The 23,732-nt window shown below is 47.5% G+C and carries 21 protein-coding genes and 1 riboswitch; of the genes, 6 read left to right on the forward strand and 15 right to left on the reverse strand.

Annotation, left to right across the window (positions count from 1 at the left end):
* Positions 1-300: 300 nt before the first annotated feature.
* From OM95_RS03250 to OM95_RS03300, 11 genes are all read right to left on the reverse strand, one after another.
* Positions 301-1,311, reverse strand: a complete 1,011-nt coding sequence (locus tag OM95_RS03250) for a VWA domain-containing protein (RefSeq protein ID WP_041870246.1) — start codon at positions 1,309-1,311, stop codon at positions 301-303.
* A 4-nt stretch (positions 1,312-1,315) separates the two neighbouring features.
* Entirely contained in the window at positions 1,316-2,911 is a 1,596-nt protein-coding gene (locus OM95_RS03255) for a hypothetical protein (RefSeq protein ID WP_041870248.1), read from the reverse strand.
* Complete coding sequence (locus OM95_RS03260; RefSeq protein ID WP_041870249.1) at positions 2,908-3,618, reverse strand: outer membrane beta-barrel domain-containing protein; 711 nt, start codon at positions 3,616-3,618, stop codon at positions 2,908-2,910. The genes OM95_RS03255 and OM95_RS03260 overlap by 4 nt, the downstream gene beginning before the upstream one ends.
* Complete coding sequence (locus OM95_RS03265) at positions 3,615-4,775, reverse strand: hypothetical protein (protein WP_041870250.1); 1,161 nt, start codon at positions 4,773-4,775, stop codon at positions 3,615-3,617. The genes OM95_RS03260 and OM95_RS03265 overlap by 4 nt, the downstream gene beginning before the upstream one ends.
* Before the next feature lie 3 nt (positions 4,776-4,778).
* Positions 4,779-5,909, reverse strand: coding sequence for an AgmX/PglI C-terminal domain-containing protein (locus tag OM95_RS03270; RefSeq protein WP_041870251.1), 1,131 nt, complete (start codon positions 5,907-5,909; stop codon positions 4,779-4,781).
* Positions 5,906-6,160, reverse strand: a complete 255-nt coding sequence (locus tag OM95_RS03275; RefSeq protein ID WP_041870252.1) for a hypothetical protein — start codon at positions 6,158-6,160, stop codon at positions 5,906-5,908. The genes OM95_RS03270 and OM95_RS03275 overlap by 4 nt, the downstream gene beginning before the upstream one ends.
* The gene (locus OM95_RS03280; RefSeq protein WP_291515500.1) at positions 6,157-9,150 is read right to left on the reverse strand and encodes a hypothetical protein; all 2,994 of its coding nucleotides are present in this window, start codon (positions 9,148-9,150) and stop codon (positions 6,157-6,159) included. Before OM95_RS03280 ends, OM95_RS03275 begins: the two co-directional genes overlap by 4 nt.
* Before the next feature lie 23 nt (positions 9,151-9,173).
* Positions 9,174-9,671 (reverse strand): biopolymer transporter ExbD, encoded by a 498-nt coding sequence (locus OM95_RS03285; RefSeq protein WP_041870254.1) that lies wholly within the window; start codon positions 9,669-9,671, stop codon positions 9,174-9,176.
* A gap of 10 nt (positions 9,672-9,681) precedes the next feature.
* Positions 9,682-10,137, reverse strand: a complete 456-nt coding sequence (locus OM95_RS03290; RefSeq protein ID WP_041870257.1) for a biopolymer transporter ExbD — start codon at positions 10,135-10,137, stop codon at positions 9,682-9,684.
* 14 nt (positions 10,138-10,151) lie between these two features.
* Entirely contained in the window at positions 10,152-10,856 is a 705-nt protein-coding gene (locus OM95_RS03295; protein ID WP_041870260.1) for a MotA/TolQ/ExbB proton channel family protein, read from the reverse strand.
* A 295-nt stretch (positions 10,857-11,151) separates the two neighbouring features.
* Positions 11,152-12,492: a glycine--tRNA ligase gene (locus OM95_RS03300; protein WP_041870262.1), complete on the reverse strand. Its 1,341-nt coding sequence runs from the start codon at positions 12,490-12,492 to the stop codon at positions 11,152-11,154.
* Between the two features lie 117 nt (positions 12,493-12,609).
* Between OM95_RS03300 and OM95_RS03305 the strand changes: the two genes are divergently transcribed.
* The 4 genes from OM95_RS03305 to OM95_RS03320 all read left to right on the forward strand — a co-directional run bounded on the left by OM95_RS03305 (position 12,610) and on the right by OM95_RS03320 (position 17,185).
* The gene (locus tag OM95_RS03305; protein WP_041870264.1) at positions 12,610-12,966 is read left to right on the forward strand and encodes a cytochrome c3 family protein; all 357 of its coding nucleotides are present in this window, start codon (positions 12,610-12,612) and stop codon (positions 12,964-12,966) included.
* Positions 12,967-13,098: 132 nt separating this feature from the next.
* Positions 13,099-16,203 carry an efflux RND transporter permease subunit gene (locus OM95_RS03310; RefSeq protein WP_041870266.1) on the forward strand — a complete coding sequence of 1,035 codons (3,105 nt, stop codon included), beginning with the start codon at positions 13,099-13,101 and terminating at the stop codon, positions 16,201-16,203.
* A complete protein-coding gene (locus OM95_RS03315; RefSeq protein WP_041870268.1) occupies positions 16,200-16,583 on the forward strand; it encodes a YbaN family protein in 384 nt (127 codons plus the stop codon). The genes OM95_RS03310 and OM95_RS03315 overlap by 4 nt, the downstream gene beginning before the upstream one ends.
* A gap of 119 nt (positions 16,584-16,702) precedes the next feature.
* Positions 16,703-17,185: a hypothetical protein gene (locus OM95_RS03320; RefSeq protein WP_291515501.1), complete on the forward strand. Its 483-nt coding sequence runs from the start codon at positions 16,703-16,705 to the stop codon at positions 17,183-17,185.
* Between the two features lie 3 nt (positions 17,186-17,188).
* Here the strand turns inward: OM95_RS03320 and OM95_RS03325 are convergent, their stop codons facing one another.
* A complete protein-coding gene (locus OM95_RS03325; RefSeq protein WP_041870269.1) occupies positions 17,189-17,578 on the reverse strand; it encodes a hypothetical protein in 390 nt (129 codons plus the stop codon).
* A gap of 50 nt (positions 17,579-17,628) precedes the next feature.
* On the opposite strand from OM95_RS03325, the gene OM95_RS03330 reads away from it, so the two are divergent.
* Positions 17,629-18,423, forward strand: coding sequence for an Mrp/NBP35 family ATP-binding protein (locus OM95_RS03330; RefSeq protein WP_291515502.1), 795 nt, complete (start codon positions 17,629-17,631; stop codon positions 18,421-18,423).
* Between the two features lie 428 nt (positions 18,424-18,851).
* Positions 18,852-18,933, forward strand: a riboswitch (cyclic di-GMP riboswitch).
* A 140-nt stretch (positions 18,934-19,073) separates the two neighbouring features.
* Here the strand turns inward: OM95_RS03330 and OM95_RS03335 are convergent.
* Complete coding sequence (locus OM95_RS03335) at positions 19,074-20,192, reverse strand: hypothetical protein (protein WP_041870270.1); 1,119 nt, start codon at positions 20,190-20,192, stop codon at positions 19,074-19,076.
* A 9-nt stretch (positions 20,193-20,201) separates the two neighbouring features.
* Positions 20,202-20,723, reverse strand: a complete 522-nt coding sequence (locus OM95_RS03340; protein ID WP_041870272.1) for a hypothetical protein — start codon at positions 20,721-20,723, stop codon at positions 20,202-20,204.
* A 244-nt stretch (positions 20,724-20,967) separates the two neighbouring features.
* Here OM95_RS03340 and OM95_RS03345 point away from each other — a divergent pair, with 244 nt between their 5' ends.
* Positions 20,968-22,065, forward strand: a complete 1,098-nt coding sequence (locus tag OM95_RS03345; protein ID WP_291515503.1) for a hypothetical protein — start codon at positions 20,968-20,970, stop codon at positions 22,063-22,065.
* A 50-nt stretch (positions 22,066-22,115) separates the two neighbouring features.
* On the opposite strand, the gene OM95_RS03350 is transcribed toward OM95_RS03345, so the two are convergent.
* On the reverse strand, positions 22,116-23,687 hold the full coding sequence (locus OM95_RS03350; protein WP_041870274.1) for a LysM peptidoglycan-binding domain-containing protein: 1,572 nt from the start codon (positions 23,685-23,687) through the stop codon (positions 22,116-22,118).
* Between the last annotated feature and the right edge of the window lie 45 nt (positions 23,688-23,732).

The raw sequence follows: 23,732 nt of genomic DNA on the forward strand, positions 1-23,732 counted from the left end.
GATGTTTGCTATATAGAGGTATAAAACACTTCTAAGTGCTTAATATCAATGAAATATATTAATAAGTCTTCGCATTGAGTTATAGAGCCCGTGCTCAATCACAAAAGCCGAGAAAAGATTTAGAAATTCACTTTAAAAATAAAGGACTTAGGTGTTTTATCGCGCCCTCTCATCGTGACGCGATCGTAAATAGAACTGTCTGTGACCTATCGGCAAGCCCCCGTTGGGAGCGGTGTTCGCAAATAAAAAAGGGCTTCCGCAGAAGCCCTTTTCATTTCGTTATGTCATTTGTGGTTGCAGCTATTCCATGTCAATAGCTTCAAAGTCGATCGTCAAACCAACTCCCGGTCCTTGAACATTCCACACAATACCCTCTGATAGCAGAATAGAGTTCGTGGAGGGCTCATAAACCCAACCCTCGGTCAAACTGTTCGGAATCACCTGCGTCCCGTAAGAAACTTTGATAGTTTTCACATCAGGAGTACGGCTGAGTTTCACAGTTCCCGCGGTTCTTTTCACAATGTCTTTCGCAAACTCTGCCAGTTTCACACCGTAGTCTGGAGAGCAAAGGCTTAAGATGTTTTTTTGCGCCTTATCGCCGTTCACGACAGACTCCAAGAACACTTCCAATTTATTATCCAGGTCTTCCGAACCGTCGCAGGATTTTTCCTCGGCCAATGTTCGGATAACTCCATAGCCCAATACGCGTGCGGCATCGCCTTTTTTCGTCGCCAAAACTTTCAGAAAGTCTTGGGGCGCCAGTTGCGATTGATCCTTGGCATCCGTGATAAAAATCACCGCCAAAAAAGCGTCCTGGCGATAGAATCCAAGGTTCGCCCCTAGCTCCAATGAAGGGGAAAGCGCTTCCACGACGGGACCGAACATTTCTTCCGTCGGACTTCCGTTTGTGCCCACAAGCATCCGACGAGCCAGATTCGCAACCAAGTCCGGAGTCGTCTTTTCAACGTAAACCGGGCTTCCGACAAGTTTGCCACAACGACTACGACATTCATCCATATCCGTCGTGACAACACCAATGTGATAATCCAGGATAGACACCTTGGAAATCGCATCTGCAAAGGCGAAAGCATTGCGGCTTAAATTGTTCTGTGCATCCGCCATACTTCCCGAGTCATCAATCACAAATAAGATATCCACTTTGGGATTAAAAACCGTAAAGTCTTTAGGCTTTTCCTGAAATTCTTCATTCTTGAAGATCGCCTTGCCGATCAAGTCCGGAGAATCACTTCCGCAACCTGACAAAGCTCCGAAGGCCGCTGCAAAACAAAGAACTTTAGATAGAAGTTTCATGTCTTTACTCCTTCACGCTGGCTTTCGCGCAGCCTTTCTTAACGTCCACTTTGAAGTTAGAAAGCTCGTCGAACCAGATTTCTTTATCGTTTGCAAAGCTCATCGCATATTTATTCGTAGAACCTGTAGAGCCCAGTTTCGCCTCGGTCGTTCCAACGTTCTTGATGAATTTGGAAGCGGCATCCACTTGCTGGATCATTTCTACTTCGACGATGCGCAGACGTTGCATCACTTGTTTCGAGTCCTCAAGTTCAGATTTCGCAAGCTCCTGAACACGTTGCAGACCCGCACCTTGAGTCATTTGCGCGCGAGTTTGCACCTGATTTTTCAAAGTCTCAAACTGCCCCTGCAAGTTTCCGAATGTCAAAGAGCGCGCATAAAGCTGCTCGGCCAATTCAGATTCCTTCATCAGATAAGCATGTCTTTTCACCAATAACGTCAGCACTTCATCTTTGGAAGCATGGGCTGGAATCAAGTGCGCATCTTTGCCCAATTTTTCCAAGCTGACAGGCCCCACAGACAAAGTCTTCATCAGATTTGCAACGGCCGGTTGATTTGGATCGACCGTCAATTTTTCCAGAGCGACCAGGTGCTCTCCGAACTGAGGCTTGATTGCTTTCATCGTTTCCAACACGTGAGGATAATCACACACCTTCAAGCTGCTGAACGAGCTTAGAAGATAAGACTCAATACCCACCCAGCCCTTAAAGTGCGGGTAAGTCAAAGTTTTGGTGATCGCGATCGCATTCTGCGGCTCGCCTTTTCTCATATAGGCCCAAGCCATCTCTTCTTGTGACTGGAACCAGTAGTCGGATTTTTTGCCGATCTTTTTGTAGTACTGAATTGCCGCGTCCAGGAAACCATTTTGATAAAGCAAACGACCTGCGGTGATCGTCATCAGATCTTTATCGATCGGATTGTTTTTCGCCTTCATCAAATGCGCTAATACCTGAGCCGCTTTGCCTGCATCCCCGCGGATACCGAGATTCAAAACCAATTGCCATTGCAAAAGATTTCTTTCAACGGAATCAACAGGTGTCTTCTTGATAAGTTCTGTCAAAGCCGCGATGTCTTCATTCACATAGCTTTTTTGCAGAAGCACAGCCATCTCGGCCCCGACACCGAACACTTGTGTCCAGTAAGGATTCCAGGTGACTTGCGCCATGCCCCAGACAGGATCTTTATCGTTTAAGTTTTCCTTCCACAGACTGATCACCGTGCTATCAATTTTTTCAGGCTGCGCGATATTCAAAAGCGCTTCCACACCTGTCAGCTTCAAACCGTTTTTATAGTTCAAGAAAGCTTCCAAAGCTTTCCCCGTCTCGGTTTGCTGGAATGAAGAACCATTGAAAGCGGTCGCCCATTGGAACAATGCTTTTTCGTAGTTCTTTTCAACCAGGAACTGGAAGAAGATATTTTGTTCGGCCGTAGAAGGGTTCACCGCCTTTTTTAGCTTTGCAACTTCTTCGCTTTCCACGAATTGCGCTGCGGCTTGGCTGGTCTTCCCTTCAAGGATGCTCATCAAGTCGTCTTCCGCGAAGGCAACCGTCTGAGCTCCCAGAACTAAAGAGGCAACAGTTAAGGATTTAACAAACATCATAGCATCCAACCCATTTGTACAGAGGCCACGTTGGTCAACATGTTCTCAGTTTTGTTGTAGTATTCAGCTTTGTATTGTTGCGCACGGTATTCCAAGCGAGTTGTCAGGTTTGAATTCACCCAGAAACCAAAACCAATTCCCAACGTCGCCGCAGGGCTGGTTCCATTAGAAAGTTCCATCTGGCCATAACCCGCTGTCAAATAAGTGTCGAAGTGCGCAACCCCGTATTTACCGAAGCTCAACTTGCCCACGATTGGATACCAGTTCACCAAACCTAAAGTCTCAGATTTTGGATAAATCACCTGAGGGAATAGGTAACTCGGCTCTTTGGGATTTTGCGCCGCATTTTGGCTGGCTTTATCAACTGCGGACTTACCTTCTGGCGTCAACGAGTTGAAAGAATAGTTGTACTTCACGCCCACACTCCAACTTGGATTGATGTGATAGTGAACGTTCAAACCGGCGTTGGTTGTGCGATTGTATGAATCGCCATTGAAAACACCTGAAAACTCGGGAGCCACTTCAAAGCGATTGGTTCTTGGCGTAAAGCGATTCTGAACGACTTCGTTTTCCACTTCCGGATTCAAGGCTTTCGCTTTCAAATATAGAGCTTCGTTGCCACCGAAAGAATCCACTTCTTGCTCAACCGATTGAGCGAAAGCCATAGAAGAAACAAAAAGAGCAAAAATAAAGCTTAAAGATTTCATGGAGTCGCCGCCTTTACATTAATACGAAGAGTGTGCGTTGTTTTAACGGACTGAGAGCCCAAGGTGTTTTCCACTTCCATTTTAATATCGTAAACTGCATCTGCAGTTGGTGCCGTCAAACCTGCCGTGGTGATCACACCTGAACAATCCAATTGGAATTTCGCTGTGTAGTTTGATTTACACGTCAAAGAACTTCCGGGAAGAATGGCGCCGACGTTGTCCATTGACACCATTCTTAGAACTCCGCTTGCTGAAGAATCATAGATTGTGAACGCGATTTGCGCGGTCTCGCCGATCTTCAAAGCCGGAACGGACTCCATCGTGATGCGGGTTGTTTTCGGGCGAGCTTGGATCGTTACGTCCCGCTTATACAACTCAGATTTCACGCCATGCTTGGAAATAGCCTGCAAAGCAAAGCAGTAATAAGAACCAGAAAGGTTGTCGGCATTTCTCAGATCGATTTCCAGACGTCCTTCATACTTGTTCGGAGTCGAAGCCGATTTAGAGATATTGCGAACACTGACCAGGTGAGCAATAGAGTCACGGTAACTGTTGATGGCACAGTCACGAACATCCAAAGACACATCACCTTCGCTTAAAGCGTCGATATCTTCCAATGTGTATTCCATGGTGTGAGTCGTTCCCGTGACCAAAGTGCTGTTGCCAGTGATCGTTTGCACAATCGGCTTGGAATAAACATTCACCACCATCAACGAGATGGTTTTCTTTTCCACTGAAATGAGTGGATACTTCGGTGAAGAATCCGTAGCCAATGTGATGCGCAAAGGAAGTTCGATACTTGGCAGACCGGCCACGACCGCTTTCTTTGGAATCCATTTAAAAGCACCCGTTGCTTCATCGAAGGTGGCTCCTTCGAAATCTGCCATGTTATCAATGCTCAGTTTGAAAGTGACACCTTCAACCATGACCCGACCGTTGATTTTAAACTCAACCGGGCTGCCCACGCGGCCGTTGACGACCATCGGAGCGTCAATGAACATCGCATCCTTAGAGAAAGGTTTTTCTTGAACGGGTTTTTCCGCTTCGGGAGCACGTCCTTCACGAACCGCTTCGGGAGCATCTTTCAAAGGATCCTGCTGCATTTCGCAGGCAGTTAAAAACATCAAGCCTGTTAATAAAGCCAATACTAATTTCATTGTCTACCCCTGCCCTTGTCTGCGCAATACAAACGGATAAGTTACTTTCACGTCCACGCCTCCTTGAGGCACGGGGAACTTCCACGTTTTCAAACGCATTGTAATACAATCTTCGACACCCTTGTTCGCCATCGAAGAACTTTCAACTGAAGCTGATTTCACTAGACCATTGCCGCCGATGGTGAAACCCATCGCCACACGTCCGCTTAAGTTCGGAGTGCCTTGCAATGCCTGCTCGTAACAGAATCGGACTTGGCCCAAGTTACGACGAATGACTTCGTCGATAGCGGAACGATCCAAACCTTGCGCAACTTCGGCTTCCGCACCCAGTGGAACTGGTGCTCCACCGGCAGAACCCACTAAAGAAAGACTTCCGTAACCAGCTTGGCCACCGCCTTTGCCTTTAGTTCCGTAGCCACCGCCACCCTGAATATTTCCACCCGTTCCCAAAGGAGCCGAAGTGATGCCTTTACCATAAAGTGATGTTTGCACACCGCCACTGCCACCCGTACCACCCAAACCGATACCGGCTGTGGTGTTCACGGCGCCCAGATTCAAGCCCCCGCGTTGTTTACCAGAACGCAGACTTCCCAAAGCGGAAAGAGCACCCGAACGTTTAACCAGTTCCGCGCGCTTCGTTGGCATTTTTGTCGCAGTAGGATCTGCCGCCATATTGGTCGTTGGCTCCACCGTCTTACGCTTCATCTCTTTAGTCTGAACGATCTTCACGACCTGTTGCTTCAATTCTTCAGTGACTTTCGCGTTTTCACGAGGAGCAAACTGATAGATCGAAAGCAAAAGAAGGAACACCGCAAAGGCGAAAAGCATGGATGCTTTCAGATCCTTCTTTGAATCCGTGCGAACGGAACCATCAACGGGGACGTTTTTAATTGCTTGCACCAGGCGCAAAGAACCGAAATTACCCAGCGGGAATTTTCGATCCTTCATTTCATCGAAATCCAGGTCCGCAAGCTTAGAGAACTTGATTTTATCTTTCGTCAAAGCCGCAGTGTCAGTTACAACTTCCAGACGTTTTGTATCAAAACGCTGAATCAACTGCGCCTTCTTTTCCGTTACCGGAATCTGACGAGTCACATTTCCTGCATTGTCTTCTAAAATGAGTCTAAGATTCATTTGCCCTTCACCTCACCCAAAGTCGCTGATTGCTTCATGCGATCTTTGAAGTCTGCTCTAACGCCAATCAAACTATTTAGTACTTTGTCTTCTTCAACAGTCGTCACGGCCTCATCGGAAAAGTGATACTGACCGCTGACCAAAAGGTCTTCAAAGTTCATGTCAGTTTTTTTTGCCGGTTTCGCTTCTGGAGCGGCAAAAGCCACTGTCGCTGTTAAAGCTAATACCATCATCAATGCGTATTTCATCATTGTTTATCCCCTTTCACTTCACCGTCTTTTTTAGCCAGTGTCGCCAAACGTCCCTGCAGATACTCGACCATGCTTTTACGTTGGGCTTTCTTTTCCACAGCAATCGCTTCTTCGATCGCGCTTGCTGCAAATGGATTTTGTTTCAAATTCGTACGTGCCTTTTCCATCTCTGCCAAAGAAGGCTTTTGTTGAGCTGTGACGGAGGCCTTGATCTCGGTGACGGTCCCGGTCCAAGCGATCTTTTGATCCTCTGGAGCAATCGCCGCTACGGCCTCAACTTCTTCAACAATATAGTTGGCCCAATTGTAGTTTTGGTTGGCGAAAGTTTTGTAAGAATCCAAAGCGGTTTTTTGGCTCCAGAATTCTTTTACTTTTGTTTCCGCCATCATCGCCGTGTTCTGATTCGGCGCCACTTGCTGAGAAAGAATCGTCAGATATTCGTTTTCTTGTTCCGGCGTCAGACCCGCAGGCATTGGCAAAGCCAACGCCTCGTTATAGAAGCGTGAGTTTTCCTTGGCCACTAGATCCAAAGCCAACAACTGAGATGACCAGTCACCGGTTGCAATTGCACGGTTGGCCACGCTGTCGATTTTTTCCAGAAGCTTCACGCGGGCTTTAAGTCCCATCGCGATCGTGTTCTGGTTTTTCGTATCGATATTGTGGGCTGCCGCCTGTTTGCCCAAATCTTTAAGATCAGCCAAAACCAAGATTTTTTCGATCATCACAAAGGCATCTTGTTTTGAGCCGCCTTTGTCTTTCAAAGCCTTTTCCAAAACCTTGCGGTCTTTTGTCAGACCATAAACTTCCAAAGCGGCGCGTGCGTAAAGGCCCGCATTGTTTTTGAAGTAAGGTTTGTAGGTGTCGAAGTCTTTCGCCGGCGTTTTCGACAAACGAATCAACTGTGTTGCAATTAAAGCCTTCTTTTCGTCGTCTTTAGATTGCTTCAGGTATTGAGTGTAGTAAGTCGCTGGGCTCTTATCCGCCAGCTCAGAATATAGAGCTAACTTAAGAACCTTTTCTTCCTGAGACAAAGAACTGAACTGCATTTGTTCTGCGGCCGCCAGAGCTGTCGCAAAATCCAACTCAAGCTCGGCAAACCACACCTTGCGTCCCAAAGCAAATTCGCGCTCTTCTGTGGTCAAGGCTTTTTCACGTAAAAGATCTTCCGTCGCAACCCGGGCTTCGGTGATTTTATTCAACTTCTCATTCAGCAAGATTTTATTTTTTAGGTAAATCTTCCTGTCTTCAGGTGTCGCCGATGCCATGTTGAAGCTTGCTAGAACTGCCAAAGCTTGATCCGGTTGGGCTTCCGCCAATTTCGCGGATTGAGTCAACACGGACTTTTCGTGGATCTGTTGGAACTCCCCTTTTTTGTCGACAAATTTCGAAGCATAAAGAGCAGACCATTGTTGAATGCGCGCATCGTCTTTAAGGAGAGCCAAGGCATCCAAGGACAATTCTGCGGCCTGCACTTTAATCTGATTGGAACCTTTGCCATTGATCGCCAAGTCGTTCAACTGAACCGCTGCCGCTGCGTAATCAGCCTTTTGGTAGATTGCATAGGCCTTTTGGTACTGAACATCGAAAGACTTTTGTTTAAGTACCGATTTGTTCAAGTAATCGTCTTGAGCCGCAAGCAAAAGCTTTTCGTCTTTTGATTTTTCCGCGTTTTCGATCCCCAAAAGCAAATTCTTCTCAAGCTTTTCAGCCTGTACTTTCTGCTGAGCCGAATCTTTCTCCGCAGAGTATTTTGCCAAAATCATTTTATTCGCTGAAGCCGTCCACAAAGCCGCCTGCGCGTACTGTCCTGCGGTCGCCGCTGCCTGAGAACCCCAAACGTACATATCTTCATCTTCTGGGAAAACTTTGAAATATTCGTCATAGGCGCCTAGCAGCTCGGCACTAGGTTTGCTGTTTTCTATGCGATTCCAGCCGACCACGAATTGACGAAGTCCTTTTGCGGACTCTTCACACGACGTCGCCGTGCAATCCGTCGCCCCCCAAAGGTTCAAGCCCATTTGGTAGGCCTTGAAAGCCGCCGGAATATTTTTAAGATCGAAATTCAACTGAGCCATGCGCACTTGCGCCTCAAGACGCATTTTAGGATCAGCTTGTTTTTGATAAACGAAATCCCACACTTTTAAAGACGGCTCTTTTTGCCCCAAACGCAGACCTTCGCGAGCCAACATTGTCACTTGCTGAAGTTTGAACTGCTCTGGAGAAAGTGCAAATAAAGTCTCGGCATCGCCGTCTTTGATTCCACGTGCGGCCATGAAAGTCGCCAAGTCACGCGAAACCTCTTCCAAGAACTGCACGTCCGCAACACCGCGAGAAGCCACCATGCGAGACTGCAATTTTGGATTTTTAAGAATCCCCTGAAGCTTCACAATAGAAGTTTCAAGATCCCCCATACGGAAAGAACACCAGGCCTCGCGGTATGCAGCCAAACCTTGAGAGCTCGCGCCTTCCGTTGCCAAAACTTTTCCGTAAAGTTCTTGGGCCTTTTTAAAATCAGATTTTCTAAAAGCCATTTCTGCCAAAGACAGATTGGCCTCGGCCATCTCGATCGGAGATGAAGAGGAACTTAACATCGCTTGGTAGCTTTTTTCCGCTAGCTCATTGCGGCCTTGAAGCTCATAAAGATGGCCCATTTGTAAATGCACCTTCGCCACAGAGTTTGGCGAAACCTTCGTCAAAGCCTCTGTGTAATACGAAAGAGCCTTTTCGCGGTCTTTTTCACCCGCTTTACAAACCACGCAACCGTCATTCAATTCTTTCATCGAAAGCTGACGAGCGCGTTCGGCATGCAGATCCGCCAAACGCAAAAGAACTCCGGCTCTGGCAGGATCTGCCGGAGCCAAGCCCAATTGCACTTGAGTTAGTTTTTGAATTAGGAGGTCTTGAGTCGACCCTGATTGAGTCGCAGATGTTTGCGCTGACGCTGCCACACCCACTGACAAAGAGAAAATTAAAAGTCCTTTTTTCATCATCGAGACCCCCTCCGTCCCTAAAACTACTTCAGCACAACTGCAAATTTAATATCGCTGTATCCCGCTTGGTTCATCCCCAGTATGACCTGGTTCAGGAACTCATACTTCACTCGGCGGTCAGCTTGAATCGTTGCCACCCCCGGGAAGGCTTCATTCGGGTGAAGCTCCTGGTACTTCTTACGAAGTTCCAAAAGTTCCGCAGTGATCGTATCTGCGGTGACTAATTTATCTTCAACGTAAATCTTGCCTTCGTCGATTTTGATTACCGGATTTCTTTCCAAAACAGCGCCAAGATGGGCCTTCGGAAGCTCCTGGTTTTTGCCAATCATCAGGATTTCACCAGTGCTGGAGAAATTCATAAGAAGGAAGATCACTAGGATAGAGAACGCATCGATCAAGGCCGTCAAAAGAAGATCAGCCGCGATGTTGCGTTTTCCTTTAGCTCCACGAGGATTGATAATAGAGTGTCCCTCTAAAGTCCCCGTTAAGACTGATGTCTTTAAAATGCCATCAGAAATCACAAAACCCCCATTATAAAGGAGAAACGCCTAAATCGTTCATTCCGCTCTTCTTCAGCTGATCCATAACGTCGATAATTTCTTCGTAGGAAGTCGCTGCCGTCGGCTGAATCAAACCCGTATTCAGAGAAGGCTCGACAGCTTTTAAGTTTGTCAGAGCTTTTTCCAAACCTTCGTAATTCACCTTTTTATCAACTTGCGCCACGCGAAACTTACGAAGACCCGCTGGAACCAAAGAGCTTTGTTGCACTTCAAGGTCCAAGTCTCCGGCAGGCGTCATGCGAATCCACACAAGAGGACTTTTCTTCGTGTCTTCTTGCGCCTGACCACCGACGGCCTGTTTCACGTCCATCGATCCCACGTTCAACCACACAGCGGTGATCAACAGGAAACAGATCGACACTGACAACAAGTCAATGAACGGAATAAGGTTAACTTCAAAATCCAAATGCTTTTTAGAGTGTTTCATAAACCCTCTTAAGCTTACGCATTCACTTCAGTGTGGCGCTCAGACTTGTTGGTTTTGATTTGGTAAGATGTCATTGGGTCGTAAGAGTAGCTCAACCAGTTGTAAACTTTCAAACCACCTTGATTCAAATCTTCAGCCAAACGATTCGCTCTGTTCTGCAAAATTGCGTAAGCAACTAGAGCTGGGATCGCGGCGATCAAACCGTAAGCCGTCGCATTCATCGCTTCAGAGATACCGGCAGAAAGCAAAGATGCTTTTTCCGCTGGGTTTGCGAATGCCACTGCGGCGAATGACTTGATCATACCTGTGATAGTACCAAGAAGACCTGTCAAAGTTGCGACGTTACCAAGCATCGTCAAAAAACCTGTGCGGTAATCAAGATGACCGTTTTCTTCAAGAAGAACTTCGTCCATTTTACCTTGGATTTCTTCTTTGCCACCCAAGTTGCGTGCAGCCAATGCACCCGCAGCGATAGCACGAGCGACAGGATTTTCAGTCGCACCTGCTTGCGCTTTAGAGATCACAGCATCCATTTCTCCGCGGCGAATAGACTCTTCAAAGCCCATTGCAAATGCTGTTTGATTCAACTTGCGACGCACGAAAAGCGCGTAAGTTCTTTCAATGATAATAGCGATTGATGCTACTTGGATGAGCAAGATCGGCCACATCCAGAATCCACCGTGTTCAAATGCTTGGGCAACTTTCGTTAGGAATTCCATATTTCCCCTCCAATATGTTTGTGGTAAGAACGACTTACTCACGTATTCGCCAAAGATTACAGACCATGGTCTAGGGGTTTGCAAAGCGAAATGCACATTGACACGGCCTATTAACTACAAAAACTTAACTTTTACTTGTCATAATTCTGTAAAACGCCGGGCAGTTTAATCTGTAATGTTCGCGGAACGACGAAGGGATTTAAAGCTGTCGTGTCAGCTTCTGTGAAAGAAGCCACCCAAGCGACTTTGAGATCACAAGGCGCCGCAACAACCTGGCGGCACCTTGCACTAAGGACTACTGATTAAATGTTTTCAATTTTGCGGCCACGTAGGCGTTCAACTGACTCATTGGCACTCGCTCTTGAGTCATCTTATCGCGATGACGAACGGTCACAGCCTGATCATTGATCGTATCAAAATCGACTGTCACACAATAAGGAGTTCCCACTTCGTCTTGGCGACGATAGCGTTTTCCGATCGACGCTGTTTCGTCGTAAGTCACGTCAAAGTCTTCCGCCAACTGATTGCGCAGTTTTTCTGCAATCGAAGTCAGTTCTTCTTTTTTAGACAGTGGCAACACCGCAACCTTAAATGGCGCGATATCAGGATGCAGACCCAAAACCACGCGCACATCTTCTTTACCCGCTTCATCCGTCGTGATTTCTTCGCGATAAGCATCACAAAGAAAGGCCAGGAATAGGCGGTCACAACCCACGGCTGTTTCGATCACATAAGGAATGTACTTTTCTTTGTTCGCCTCGTCGAAGTACTCCAGATTTTTACCGGAAAACTTCGAATGTTGGGACAAGTCGAAATCGGAACGATTGTGGATACCTTCAAGCTCTGAAAAACCCATAGGGAATTTATATTCAACATCCACCGCCGCGCGCGCATAGTGCGCCAGCTTATCGTGATCTTTGAATTTTAAATTCTCGGGACGAATGCCATATTTAATGTAGAAGTTCCAACGGGTCTCTTTCCACTCGGTAAAGTATTTTTCATCCGTTCCTGGTTTCACGAAATATTGCATTTCCATCTGTTCAAATTCACGCGTACGGAAAATAAAGTTTCCGGGCGTGATTTCGTTACGGAAAGATTTACCAATAGCCGCAATACCAAAAGGAATCTTGTAACGCGAGGACTGCTGACAGTTTTGGAAATTCACGAAGTGCCCTTGCGCCGTTTCCGGACGCAAGTAAATCACACTGGCAGAGTCTTCCAGCGGACCCATGTGAGTTTTGAACATCAAGTTGAAATTTCTTTCCTCAGAAAGATTCTTGCTACCACAGTTCGGGCACTTTTTGTCTTTAAGATAAGATTCGGTGTTGTCAGCCCGGAAGCGCGTTTTACACTCTTTACAATCCACCAAAGGATCGCTGAATCCGTCCACGTGACCAGAGGCTTTCCACACCGTGGGATGCATCAGAATAGCCGCATCAAGCCCCACGATATCAGATCGACGAGTCATGGCATTCCACCACGCACGCTTCACATTCAACTTCATCAAAGAACCCAAAGGGCCATAATCCCAGCAACTAGCTAGACCCCCATAGATTTCACTCGATTGAAAAACAAAACCACGACGTTTGCTAAGACTTACAACAGTATTGAGGTCTTCACAGTGCTTAATTTTCATGCTGGGCTCCAAAAAAGGTAAGAAATACCAGTTATGTACTCTTACATTTGGTCCAGAAGCAGTCAAGGAAACAGGGTCTGCTTGCCTAAAGGACCTGAGGTCAGCGAAGCTAATCTCATGCAGTGCATCCGAAAAAATCATGCCCTTTTACTACTAGGTCTTTTGCTCCTTTTACCTAAGGCGCACTCTGAATCTGTCACAAAGTTTGTTACAAAAGAGGAAAAGATCCGCGAAGAGATGATTGTCATATCCCGCGAACTGGGCGTGACCTGCACTGAGTGCCACAATGTTCAAAATTTCCGCAATGATTCCAAAAAATCTTTCAAAGTCAGCAAAGAACATATGAAGCTGACTCAAATGTTGAAAGAAAACGGCTTCGACGGAAAAAAAGGCCCCGCGGCCACCTGCTACATGTGTCATCGTGGGAAACTTATGCCGGATTATAAAGAGCCCGTCTCTGCCAAAGCTCAATAGCGAAATGAAACTTCCTTAAAAAATAATTCGAACCTACTTGCCACCTACGCCGTCTAAATTCCATCGGCCCGATGCCCGCCTATTGACACTCGGTTTTTATAGGTAAAAATATTCGTGCGCGAAAGGACCACCATGAATTTGATAGACCTCTCAATTCGCCGCCCCGTCTTTGCCTGGGTTCTGATGTTTGCTCTTATTGTTTTTGGCGCCATCTGTATGAACCGAATGGGGATCAGCCAATTGCCAGACGTCGACTTTCCGGTCATCAGTGTTTCTGTCGATTACGAAGGTGCCGCTCCTGAAATTGTTGAGGCCGAGTTGATTGATCCCATCGAAGAAAGACTTTTGGCTATTGAAGGCATCAAGGAAATGCGCTCCTCCGCCCGCCAAGGCTCTGGCTCAGTGACTCTGGAGTTCGACATCAATCGCAACGTCGATGTGGTTCTACAGGAAGTACAAACCGCCCTCAGCCGAATGCGCTGGCCTCCGGGCGTGGACCCGGCCACCGTCCGGAAACAAAATCCTGAAGAAGATCCCATCATTATTCTCTCTATCTATGGCGAATCCGATCTACGCGAGATGATCAACTGGACTGAAAACTACCTGCTGGATCAGATCCGCTTTTTACCGGGCGTTGGGGAGGTCAGCATCCAGGGCTTCAGTCAAAGAAATCTGCGCATCTGGGTGGACCCGAAAAAACTGGAAGCTCTTTACCTGACCCTCGCGGATGTCATTGAAGCTATTAGCTCTCAACACATCGAAAGCGCTGCCGGGCAATTCACTGAAAAAGAACGCGAACTGCGCGTGCGTTGGCTGGGTGAAGCCACCAACGTCAATGAAGTCGGCAATATCCAAATTCTTCGCCGCGGTGGTCAGCGCATCCATGACAGAAATATCTATATCCGCGATGTCGCACGGGTCGAAGACGGTCTTTCTGACATTCGCCGTGTCGCCCGCGTGGATGGGCGCCAGGCCATTTCAATCTCGGTAAAAAAACAACGCGGCACCAACGAAGTCACGGTGGCTCAGGAAGTTCGTAAAAAACTGGAATCCATCAAAGGCAGCTTTCCTGAAGGCTTCAACTTTCGAGTGAACGTCGACTTCACCCTTCCGACCGATGCCACCGTGCACTTGACGATTGAAAAGCTGTGGGTTGCCGCCTTGATCACCATTCTGGTTTGTTTCTTTTTTCTGGGAAGCATTCAGGCCGCTGTTAATATTTTGTTTTCAATCCCGACCTCCATCGTTGGAACTTTCATTATACTTTATTTTTCCGGATTCACTCTGAACCTGTTCACACTCTTAGCTTTGACACTTTCAATTTCGATTGTCGTCGACGATGCAATCATGCTTTTGGAAAACATCGTGCGCCACTATCGTATGGGAAAAGGCTCGGCGCGCGCGGCTTCAGATGGCTCGAAGGAAGTTTTGCCGGCAGCCATTGCCGCCACCCTCGCGGTCATCGCGGTTTTCCTGCCCGTGATTTTCATGGATGGTATTATCGGAAAATTCTTCTTTCAGTTTGGCGTAACGATGAGCGCCGCTGTCTCACTATCATTGCTTGAAGCGGTCACCATCACTCCCATGCGAGCCGCAGCCTTGCTCAGCACCGAACCCAAAGTTTCTAAACTGGAACATTTTTTAGATGTTCTTTTTGAAAAATTCTCTCACGCTTATCAACGCGTGCTTAAGGGAACTTTGCGCTTTAAATACGTCATCGTGGGTGGCTCTTTGGTGTTCTTTGTCGTTTCCTTGATTCTGGTCAGCAAAGTTCGTCAGGAGTTCGTTCCTGCCCAGGACCAAAATTTCATCATTATCAATGGCCAGATGCCGCCGGGAACGGCCCTGGAAAAAACCAGTGCTGAAGCGACTAAGGTTGAAGCGATCATTAAACAAGACGCCAACGTCGAAGGCTTTGTGATTTCCGTGGGCGGCGGCGGCGGAAGCTCAAACGTCAATCAGTTCTTTCTTCCCGTGGCCTTAAAGCCTCGCGCTGAGCGCGCCGAGGGACACTTGCAAATCATGAACAGATGGCGCCAGGAATTTAAAAAACTTAAGAACATGCGCATCTCCATGCGCGACATTTCGGCCCGCAATCTTTCCACCGGTCGGCAAAATCCGCTTGCGATCAATCTGCGCGGACCGGATCTCAGCGTCCTTTTCGCAAAATCCAACGAACTGATGGCGCGCCTTGAAAGCGAAAAGCTCGCGGTGGATCTAGACACGGATTTCCGCATGGGGATTCCGGAACTGGTGCTTCTGCCTCAGCGAGGTGCGATGGCCGCGCGAGGCGTGTCCGTCGAAGATGTCGGAAAAATTCTTTCTGCTGGCGTGGGTGGACAGCGTGAAGGTCGCTACACTGCCGACGGAAGACGTTACGACATTCGCTTTAAGTTCTTAGAAGAACAGATCCAAAAGCCCGAAGATTTCAAGCGTCTGTATGTGCGCAATAATTTTGGCAACCTCATCCCGCTTTCGCAGTTGGTCGACATTAAAGAGGAAAAAGCGATTCAAGGAATTTCGCGCGTGAACCGACAAAGAGCGATCTCGGTCTTCGGGAACTTGTCTCCCGGGCAATCCCAGGCCCAGGTGCTTGATCGCGCTAGTGCGATCGCCAAAGAGATTCTTCCTGCCGGATATTCTTTCGCTTTGGAAGGGGCTTCGGCCGGTTTTGCGGATTCTTTCAAAAGTCTGTATTCCGCGATGATGGTCGGCATTTTGGTCGCATATCTGATTTTGGCCGTACAGTTCAATTCCTTCATTCATCCGATTTCAGTGTTGGTCGCCTTGCCTTTCAGCGTGACGGGAGCCTTGGTCGCCCTATGGATGTTTGATATTTCATTGAACCTGTTCAGCTTTATTGGTTTGATTGTTCTGATGGGTATCGCCAAAAAGAACTCGATTCTGCTAGTGGAATTTACCAACCAAGTTCGTCATCGTGGGGAAAAAGACATTTCCAAGGCGCTTCTGGAGGCCTGCCCCGTCCGTCTGCGCCCTATCTTAATGACGTCGGTGGCGACGGTGGCGGCGGCTCTGCCACTGGTGATCGGCTCTGGTATTGGCTCAGAGACCCGCATTCCCATGGGCCTTTCCATTATCGGTGGAACGATTGTCTCGACACTTTTAACTTTGTTCGTCGTGCCGGCGCTGTACTTAATGCTTTCTCCTTTGGAAAGCAAAAGAACCCACAAGTTGGATGACGACTTCACACCGCCGACGACGGTGCCCGCAAAATGATGCGACAGACGAAGCGAACATTGTATTTTGTTCTGGGCTGGCTCTTTTTAGCGCTGGCGATGATGGGGGTGTTTCTGCCGCTCTTGCCAACCACGCCGTTTCTTTTGCTGACGGCGTTTTGTTTTTCCCGCAGTTCCGAGCGTTGGCATCGTTGGCTGATCAATCAACCGCACTTGGGTCCTCTGATTTTAGATTGGCAGTTTCATGGGGTGATACGCCCTCGCGCCAAAATTCTGGCTACTTCTTTAATGGTGCCGCTGGTCAGCCTATCGCTCTTCTTTGGAGCAGTCCCCCTTTACGCCAAATGGTGTGCAGGACTGATTTGCGCCGCGGTTTTGGTTTTTATCTGGACCCGTCCTTCGAAAAAATCCACGAACTAAATTTGTCACCCAGGCCTAAGTTCAACATTTCAATTTGAGAACACCGACTTCAAGTCCAACTCAGCCCTTTCCCACAAAGCACGCGCCTTGCTTTAGAAAACGATATGCAAAGGAGCCTCATGCTAGGCAATGCCGCATTATTTCTCATTTTGGGACTGATCTGGGTCGGAAAACTTCTGAGTTCTCCGACGGATATCGCGCGCGCGCCGCAAAGCCTTCAGCCAACGGCAAGAGCCCTTTATTCTTTGGTCAGTGGCACCGACGATTGCCCGACTCGCATTGAGTGGGTGGCGGAATGCCAGGGCTTCACGCTGAATGCAGTGTCTACCACATCTTCTCGGACTCAACACTTTTGCCACGCTAATAAAGGTCCGCAGACCGAGCTTGAAAAAGTCGAACGCGGGCAAAAACGCATTCTTTCGGAAGTCACAAAATCAGAAAATATGATTCATAAAAATCAGACGATCATCTTCATGAATAACAACAACTCTGTCAGTCTTTCCCAGGAAGACACGGTGATCGTTGATGAAACGGGAAAATTTCTTTGGGAACATAGCCAGAACGGACGGGGCTTCAGTTGCCTGTTTGCCCGCGAAAACTAATCTCTACTTATTCAAAATAGTCTTGTAAGCTGTTTCAATGAACTCGATGGATTCTCGGTCACAACGCCGAAGTGCTGTTTGATAGGCTTCCGTGACCAACTTGATGGAAGCTCCCGCAGGCACCCCCAGAACTTCGTACGCATCCCAGCTGTGGCCATTGTAATTAAACATCACATTTAAAGACTTTACTTTTTTATGTTCTACGTCAGGGTGACGACGCGAGGGTTCGAGAGTCTGAGGCGGCTCCTCAGAAGTGATTAAAGATGGCGCGCTGTCCTTCGCTGCCATATTGAGCTGCGTTGGACGGCGCGATCCCCCGCGCGAGAGCAAGTACCAGAAGACAAAAGCTCCTGCTCCCACTAAATTCAATGTCAAAAAGTCTTGGCTATTCATCCACTTTCTATTATTCGTTGGGAGCTTAAATTTATCAAGGAGTCACCTTCATGGCTGCACCAAATCCATTCGAGAAACAGACCCCCATTCCCGGAGTGAAACATATTATTGCCGTTTCTTCAGGCAAAGGCGGCGTCGGCAAAAGCACCGTCGCGACCAATATCGCTATGGCTTTAGGCAAAAAGAGCCGTGTGGGTCTGCTGGACGCGGATATTTACGGTCCAAGTATTCCTCGCATGTTAGGAACTTTGGGACAAAAGCCGCAAATCAATCCCGAAACGAACCAACTTGAGCCGATCACTCGGTACGGAATTAAGTTGATGAGCATCGGTTTCCTAGTCGATGAAAATGCGGCTGTCGTATGGCGCGGCCCGATGCTTTTTAAAGCCATGGATCAGTTTCTTCGCGATGTAAACTGGGGCGAGCTGGACTATCTGGTTGTCGATCTTCCCCCTGGCACCGGCGACATTCAACTGACATTGGCCCAAAAGGTTCCAGTCAGTGGCGCGGTTGTGGTTTCCACTCCGCAGAACGTGGCCTTGCTTGATGTAAAAAAAGCCGTCGACATGTTCGAGCGTGTGGGTGTGCCTTTGTTAGGCATGGTTGAAAACATGGCTTATATGATCAATCCTGCGAACGGTGAAAAAATCCAATTGTTCCCTAAGGGAGAAATGGACACTTATGCTCACGCCAAAGGAATGAAGAAATTGGGAGCTGTGCCTTTCAATCCTTCCGTGGGGCTGGCTTGCGAAGCCGGCATTCCTATTGTTGAAGCCAACAGCAACGGCGCTGAGGCGCAAGAGTTCATGGCCATTGCCAACAATATTCGCGAAATTCTTCCTTAAAAAAATTCATCGGTGAAGAGGTCTTCTTCCTCTTCACCTTCTTTTTCTGGCCAAAATCGTTTCATCCTAAAACAAAAAGTCTTGCTGTTTCTCAGACAGAAACGGGATTCCGACGTATTTTGAGAATCGAAAGTGCCCCCCTTGAAAATAAAACTTTGGTCGAGCTATCCTAAAAGAGTTGAAACCGCAGGGCTCGGAAGACTTACCTTCGAGTAAGTGAATGCTTTAGGGCCAGCTAAGGAGGACACAGATGAAGAATCGTATTCACGATCATCATGATGAACCACCGAAGTGACGAGGCGTCACCAGGATTATTACGCAGAGGTTCCGGGTTCAGGCCTCTTAAAAAAATGATGAACTGGTTGGATCTATCGAATAACTCATAAGGAGGTTCCTAGGGTTATACTCGTTAGGATTTAGATCCTTCCTTTGCCTCAAGGCAAACCGTCGGAAACGGCGGGACGCAAAGCTAGAGGGGTGTCGGTTCGTCCACGCCAGCCAGCTGCCAAAGGTGAGTCACCTGAGGAATCAGAGGTGTGCATATGGAAGGTATCAATACATACAAGGATTGGTTTCATTCCCCTTAGCCTGTGAGTTATCAATGACGATTCCTCGCAGGCACTTTTGTTTTTGGGGATCTCGTTTTCTAATTATTTACAGATAGAATAGCCGAATGCACCCGCCAGTTTATAGCGATTGGTATCTTCTTTAAAATTCTGTCGTGAGCGAAGAAAGCCCACACCCTCTTTCAAGTGAGAAACAAAGTCTTTGGCCTCGTAAGCCATGCCCGTCAAATAAACCAAGGACGCCGTCTTAGCGCCGAAACTGGCTTTTTGTGAACAACCTAAAAAGGCCGCCATGATATTGTGCCTGTTCCAATCATTCACGCTGTAGCCATACAGAGTGATTTTGATCTGATTCTTGTCGACCAACGAGCGAAAGACCATGTAGTTGTATTTGGCGGTTTGTAAATCTGAAAACTCAGCAAAGATCTGCTCTTTGGATTTTGGCGAATTCAAATCCTGCACCAAAAGGCGATCCTCAATCCCCTGTAACCAGCCCGTTAAACCCGAAGGGCCACTGCTGCCCATGACGGTTAAGGCCGATAGAAGCAAAGCCGGATTGTCCTGCTGGAACTCTTCTAGGAACGCTTCTTCCAGCTTCAATTCGCCACCGATAACGGTTCGAGAAAGTTTTGCTAAAAGAGCATAAGAATAATCTAAAGACGTTGGCGTCAATGGCTTCTGAAGCTTTTCAAATTGTTTCAAAACCAGACGGTCCCCGGCAAAGCAGGCGTTGGAATCCACGTTCGACAATTCCCCTTTTAGGCGAACGCGATAACAAGAAGGCTCTAGGCTTTTCCACCAAAGGCGATTGAGAGGATTTCTGACGTTTTCAGTATTTTCAGAGAAAAAGAAAGGTTGGCGAATGGACTGAATCTGCGCAGTCCCACGGCATTTTTGTTCCACGCTGAGAGAGTTTTTAATGCCGCCAATAAGTTCATAAATAATTTTTCGCTGCTGCGAAAGAATCTCAGGACTTTCCAAGGAAGTTCGCGACAGGTATCCCGTCAATGGGACCGCTTTAGCATGGAAGTCAAAAGCGGAACAATTTTTCAACAAAGAAACTCGTTGTGCCAGAATCAGATTCAACCGATCTATCAAGGCACTGTTTTGAAGCTGTTGAGTCTCTTCAAAAGAAACAGCCCGCCCGGCAAAAGCCAGGCAGGATGAAAAAAGAATGAAGAAAGTGAGTAGAGCACTTTTCATTTTAAGAAATTACCTTTCAGACTGTTCCGCAGCTGCGGCGGCTACCGCCGCTCCACCGACAACAAGGGCTCCGGCTGCCGCCGCACCAGTGGCAACGTCCTTAGCCTTTTCTCGCTTTTGAATTTCGTCCTGGCGTTTCGCACTAGCCTGAAGATCACTGCGCGTGTTGGCCGTACGAATTTGCGCTTGAGCGGAAGATGAAAGTCTCATCAGGATGGTTTCGTCACCGATCTTAATAGGCAAAACATCACCGATCATGTGGGGATTGAGTTCCAAGGAACCCGCCGTGTTTTGCACAACACCTTTAATATCCTGGGATTCGATTTCCAGGATCATTTGTTTGCCACAGACGTTGTTCTTCGCGATGTCCAGGCGAAGAACCAACAAGGTCTCTTCTGTCTTTTCAATGGAAACAGTGGCTCCACAGCTCACTTTTTCCACCGCCAGGACCATGCTGGCCGCGTGGGCAGAAAGGGATGTTAAACTTGTCGTCACAGATAACAGGGCACCGGCAATAGCTTTGAGTTTCATAGTTCTCTCCTTTTATTTATATGCACTCAAAAGCATTGCGAGAGCTGTGCCACGGTCCAGAGAGCATAGCGAACATCCTGCTTGATCTTATGAAAATGTCTGCCAATCCCAGCTGTAGAACAGTTTTACACGGATCGCGAAAAAGCGACCGGAATTGTCATAGTGACTAACCCCGTGGCATTTTTTTCGCTCGAAATTCAATAGATTCAGTCTCAGAAGGTCGCATATTTGCACGGCTTCTTTTATGATGAAAAAGACCTTCTTTACCCTACCCCTACTGCTATTACTTGTCCTGGCGCCGCCCGTCCAGGCACAAAACTTTCGGGCCTATTTTGAAGAAAGAAACAGGATCAATGCAACAGACAATCAAAGTGTCATTCGCACGGCCCACGAAAAGTTTCATCACGCCCCTTATGTGATTGTTGATAAAAAAAAGCAGGTCGCGACCTATTTTTCCGCCCAAGGTGAAGTGCTTACTTCTTCTGTCATCAAAGTTAAATCCGGCGATGAACTCGATCAGGGGGGCGCGGGAATTTACGTTTATGAAGGACAGCGCTCTGGCACCCACTATTTGAAAGCGCAAAAAGATGCCCAGGTTCGCAGCGTGTTTCAGGGCTCGTTGCAAATCCCCTCGGGTGTCTTTGTCTATGTTCTGCCGGCTTCAGATGACCACAAATTCCGCATTCGCAATCACATTCTGACCTTTAATGCCGCACAGGTCCTGCGCAACCGGGAGGCTTTCAACTACTCTCCCTTCAATCCGCAAAGTTTGCAGATCACTTATAGCGTCGACGAAGCCGATGAGTTCAAACGCACTTATGTGAGGACCCTGGAAAAGGAAAAAGAATCGCTCATGCAACTCCTTAAATTAGAGGACGATGAATACAATATGCTGGCAGAGTTTGCGTATGGTGTTCTTTCTCCAGAGACAAACTATGGCCAAAGCCTTAAGTATCAGCTGAAGCAGTCCATTCCCGTGCTTGTCTCGATCGCCAAAGGCAACGGTTTTGATACCGACGAAAACAGCCGAGGCCCTACGCAGATCAAAGACATTCCCGACTCGGTCGAAGAAAAATATAAACTGACGAAAGGTACTTTAAAATACCCCAGGAACGCGGCCATCGCGACTTTGGCTTTTGCTGCGGAATTGCTTAAAGAACTTCGCAATCGGGCGCCTCAACATGACGACATTCGGGAAGAGACTTTGCAAGATTACTTGTATTATCTTTATCAGGGACGGCATCAGTCGATCATTCAGGGGACGGCGACACCAGATAGAAATATTGCCATTCGAAAAATCAAAGAGGCGATCACGCATTTGAACTTCGAATATCGCAAATAAAAAAGGCGATCTTGCGATCGCCTTTTTCATTCAAATGAATTTTAAAATCTTTATTGATTGGCTTCGGCCACCGGAATAAGAATTCGCGCGCCCACCATTAAAGAAGAGGGGTTGCGGATTTTATTCTTTTCTTTGATATCAGACATCGAAACGTTGTAGCGTTCCGCGATACCAAGAAGATTTTCGCCGCGTTTAACGACATGCACTTTGGCCTTGGCTTTAGCCACCGACTTTGTTGCTTCACGTGCGGAAGAACTGTCTGGAGTTGGCACTCGGATCTTCATTCCAACCTTCAAAGTCCGACCGCGTTTGATCTGATTTAAACGCTGAAGTTCAGACACGCTGGTAGAATATTTGCGCGCAATCGTGAACAAAGAATCACCGGACTGAACGATGTAATAACGTCCATCAGTACTTACGCTGACACTGCGAGTTTCTGTTTTTGACTGTTTCGCCACTTGCGACGCCGAACGACTTCTTAAAGGCGTGCGATCGGGAACTTGGATTCTCATACCTACGCGCAACGGTTTGCGACGAGGAAGATCATTCAAGTCACGAAGATAAGCCACCGTTGTGCGGTAACGACGCGCCACCGTGCTTAAGGTATCGCCCTGACGAATGCGATAGACTTGAGTGTCGCCCGAATCAGCCACGAATTGCACGTTTTGCACAACACTTTCATTCGCGGCGATCAAAGCCTGCTCAGATGTCCCTGGAGGAATACGCAGAACCAGTTCAGATCCCTTCACCGGAGCCACTTCCCCTTTATACTTCGGGTTCAAGGCTTTGAAGTCTTCGTAGTTCAGGTTCAACTTGTCTGCCATTGCACGAAGGTTGACGGGTTTATCTAAAGTGATGTGGTCAAATTCGATTGGCGGAAGATAGTCGATTTCACCAAAGCCGTACTTATCCGGTTCTTTGGCAATCAACTTCGCAGCGATAAATTTTGGTACGTAGTTGATTGTCTCGGCAGGAAGTCTTCTTTTGCGAGCCAACTCCCAGAAGTCACGCGTGTAATGATTCATCACTTCGCGCTTCACGCGGTTTTCGCCGACGTTATAAGAAGCCATCGCCAAATACCAAGAGCCGAAGACACTGTAAAGACCCTTGAAGTATTCCGCCGCTGCCTGAGTTGCGAAAACAGGGTCACGTCTTTCATCCACAAACGCATTGATATCCAGACCGTAGCGTTTACCCGTTCCACGAATAAACTGCCAGTAACCAACAGCGGAAGCATGCGATGTCGCTTTTGAACTAAATCCGGATTCAATAAGAGCGATGTAAAAAAGATCTTCAGGAAGTCCGTTATCACGCAAAACTTTTTTCATCAGTTTTTCATAACGTGTCGAACGTGCTAGGTATCTTTCCATATGAGGACGTCCGCGTCCTTGAAAGTAGGCAATCCATTTTTCAACCAAAGGATTCACTTCTGTGGGAATGGATTCCAATTCTTGGTCGACCACTTTGGGACCTTCAGGATCTGAAAGACGGAATGAACCGATATCTTTCATTTCTCCATCACCAGACCGGGTTCCCGCGGCACCGTTTGCTCCAGTGCTGCCTTTATGCGCACATCCCGCCATAAAGGCCAGAACCAAACTCAATGTTAAAAGTCTCCTCATGAGTCCTCTCCTATCTGACACACAGATTTCAGGCTACAAAACTCA

Origin of the sequence: Bdellovibrio sp. ArHS, from assembly GCF_000786105.1 — a bacterium.
Lineage (GTDB): Bacteria > Bdellovibrionota > Bdellovibrionia > Bdellovibrionales > Bdellovibrionaceae > Bdellovibrio.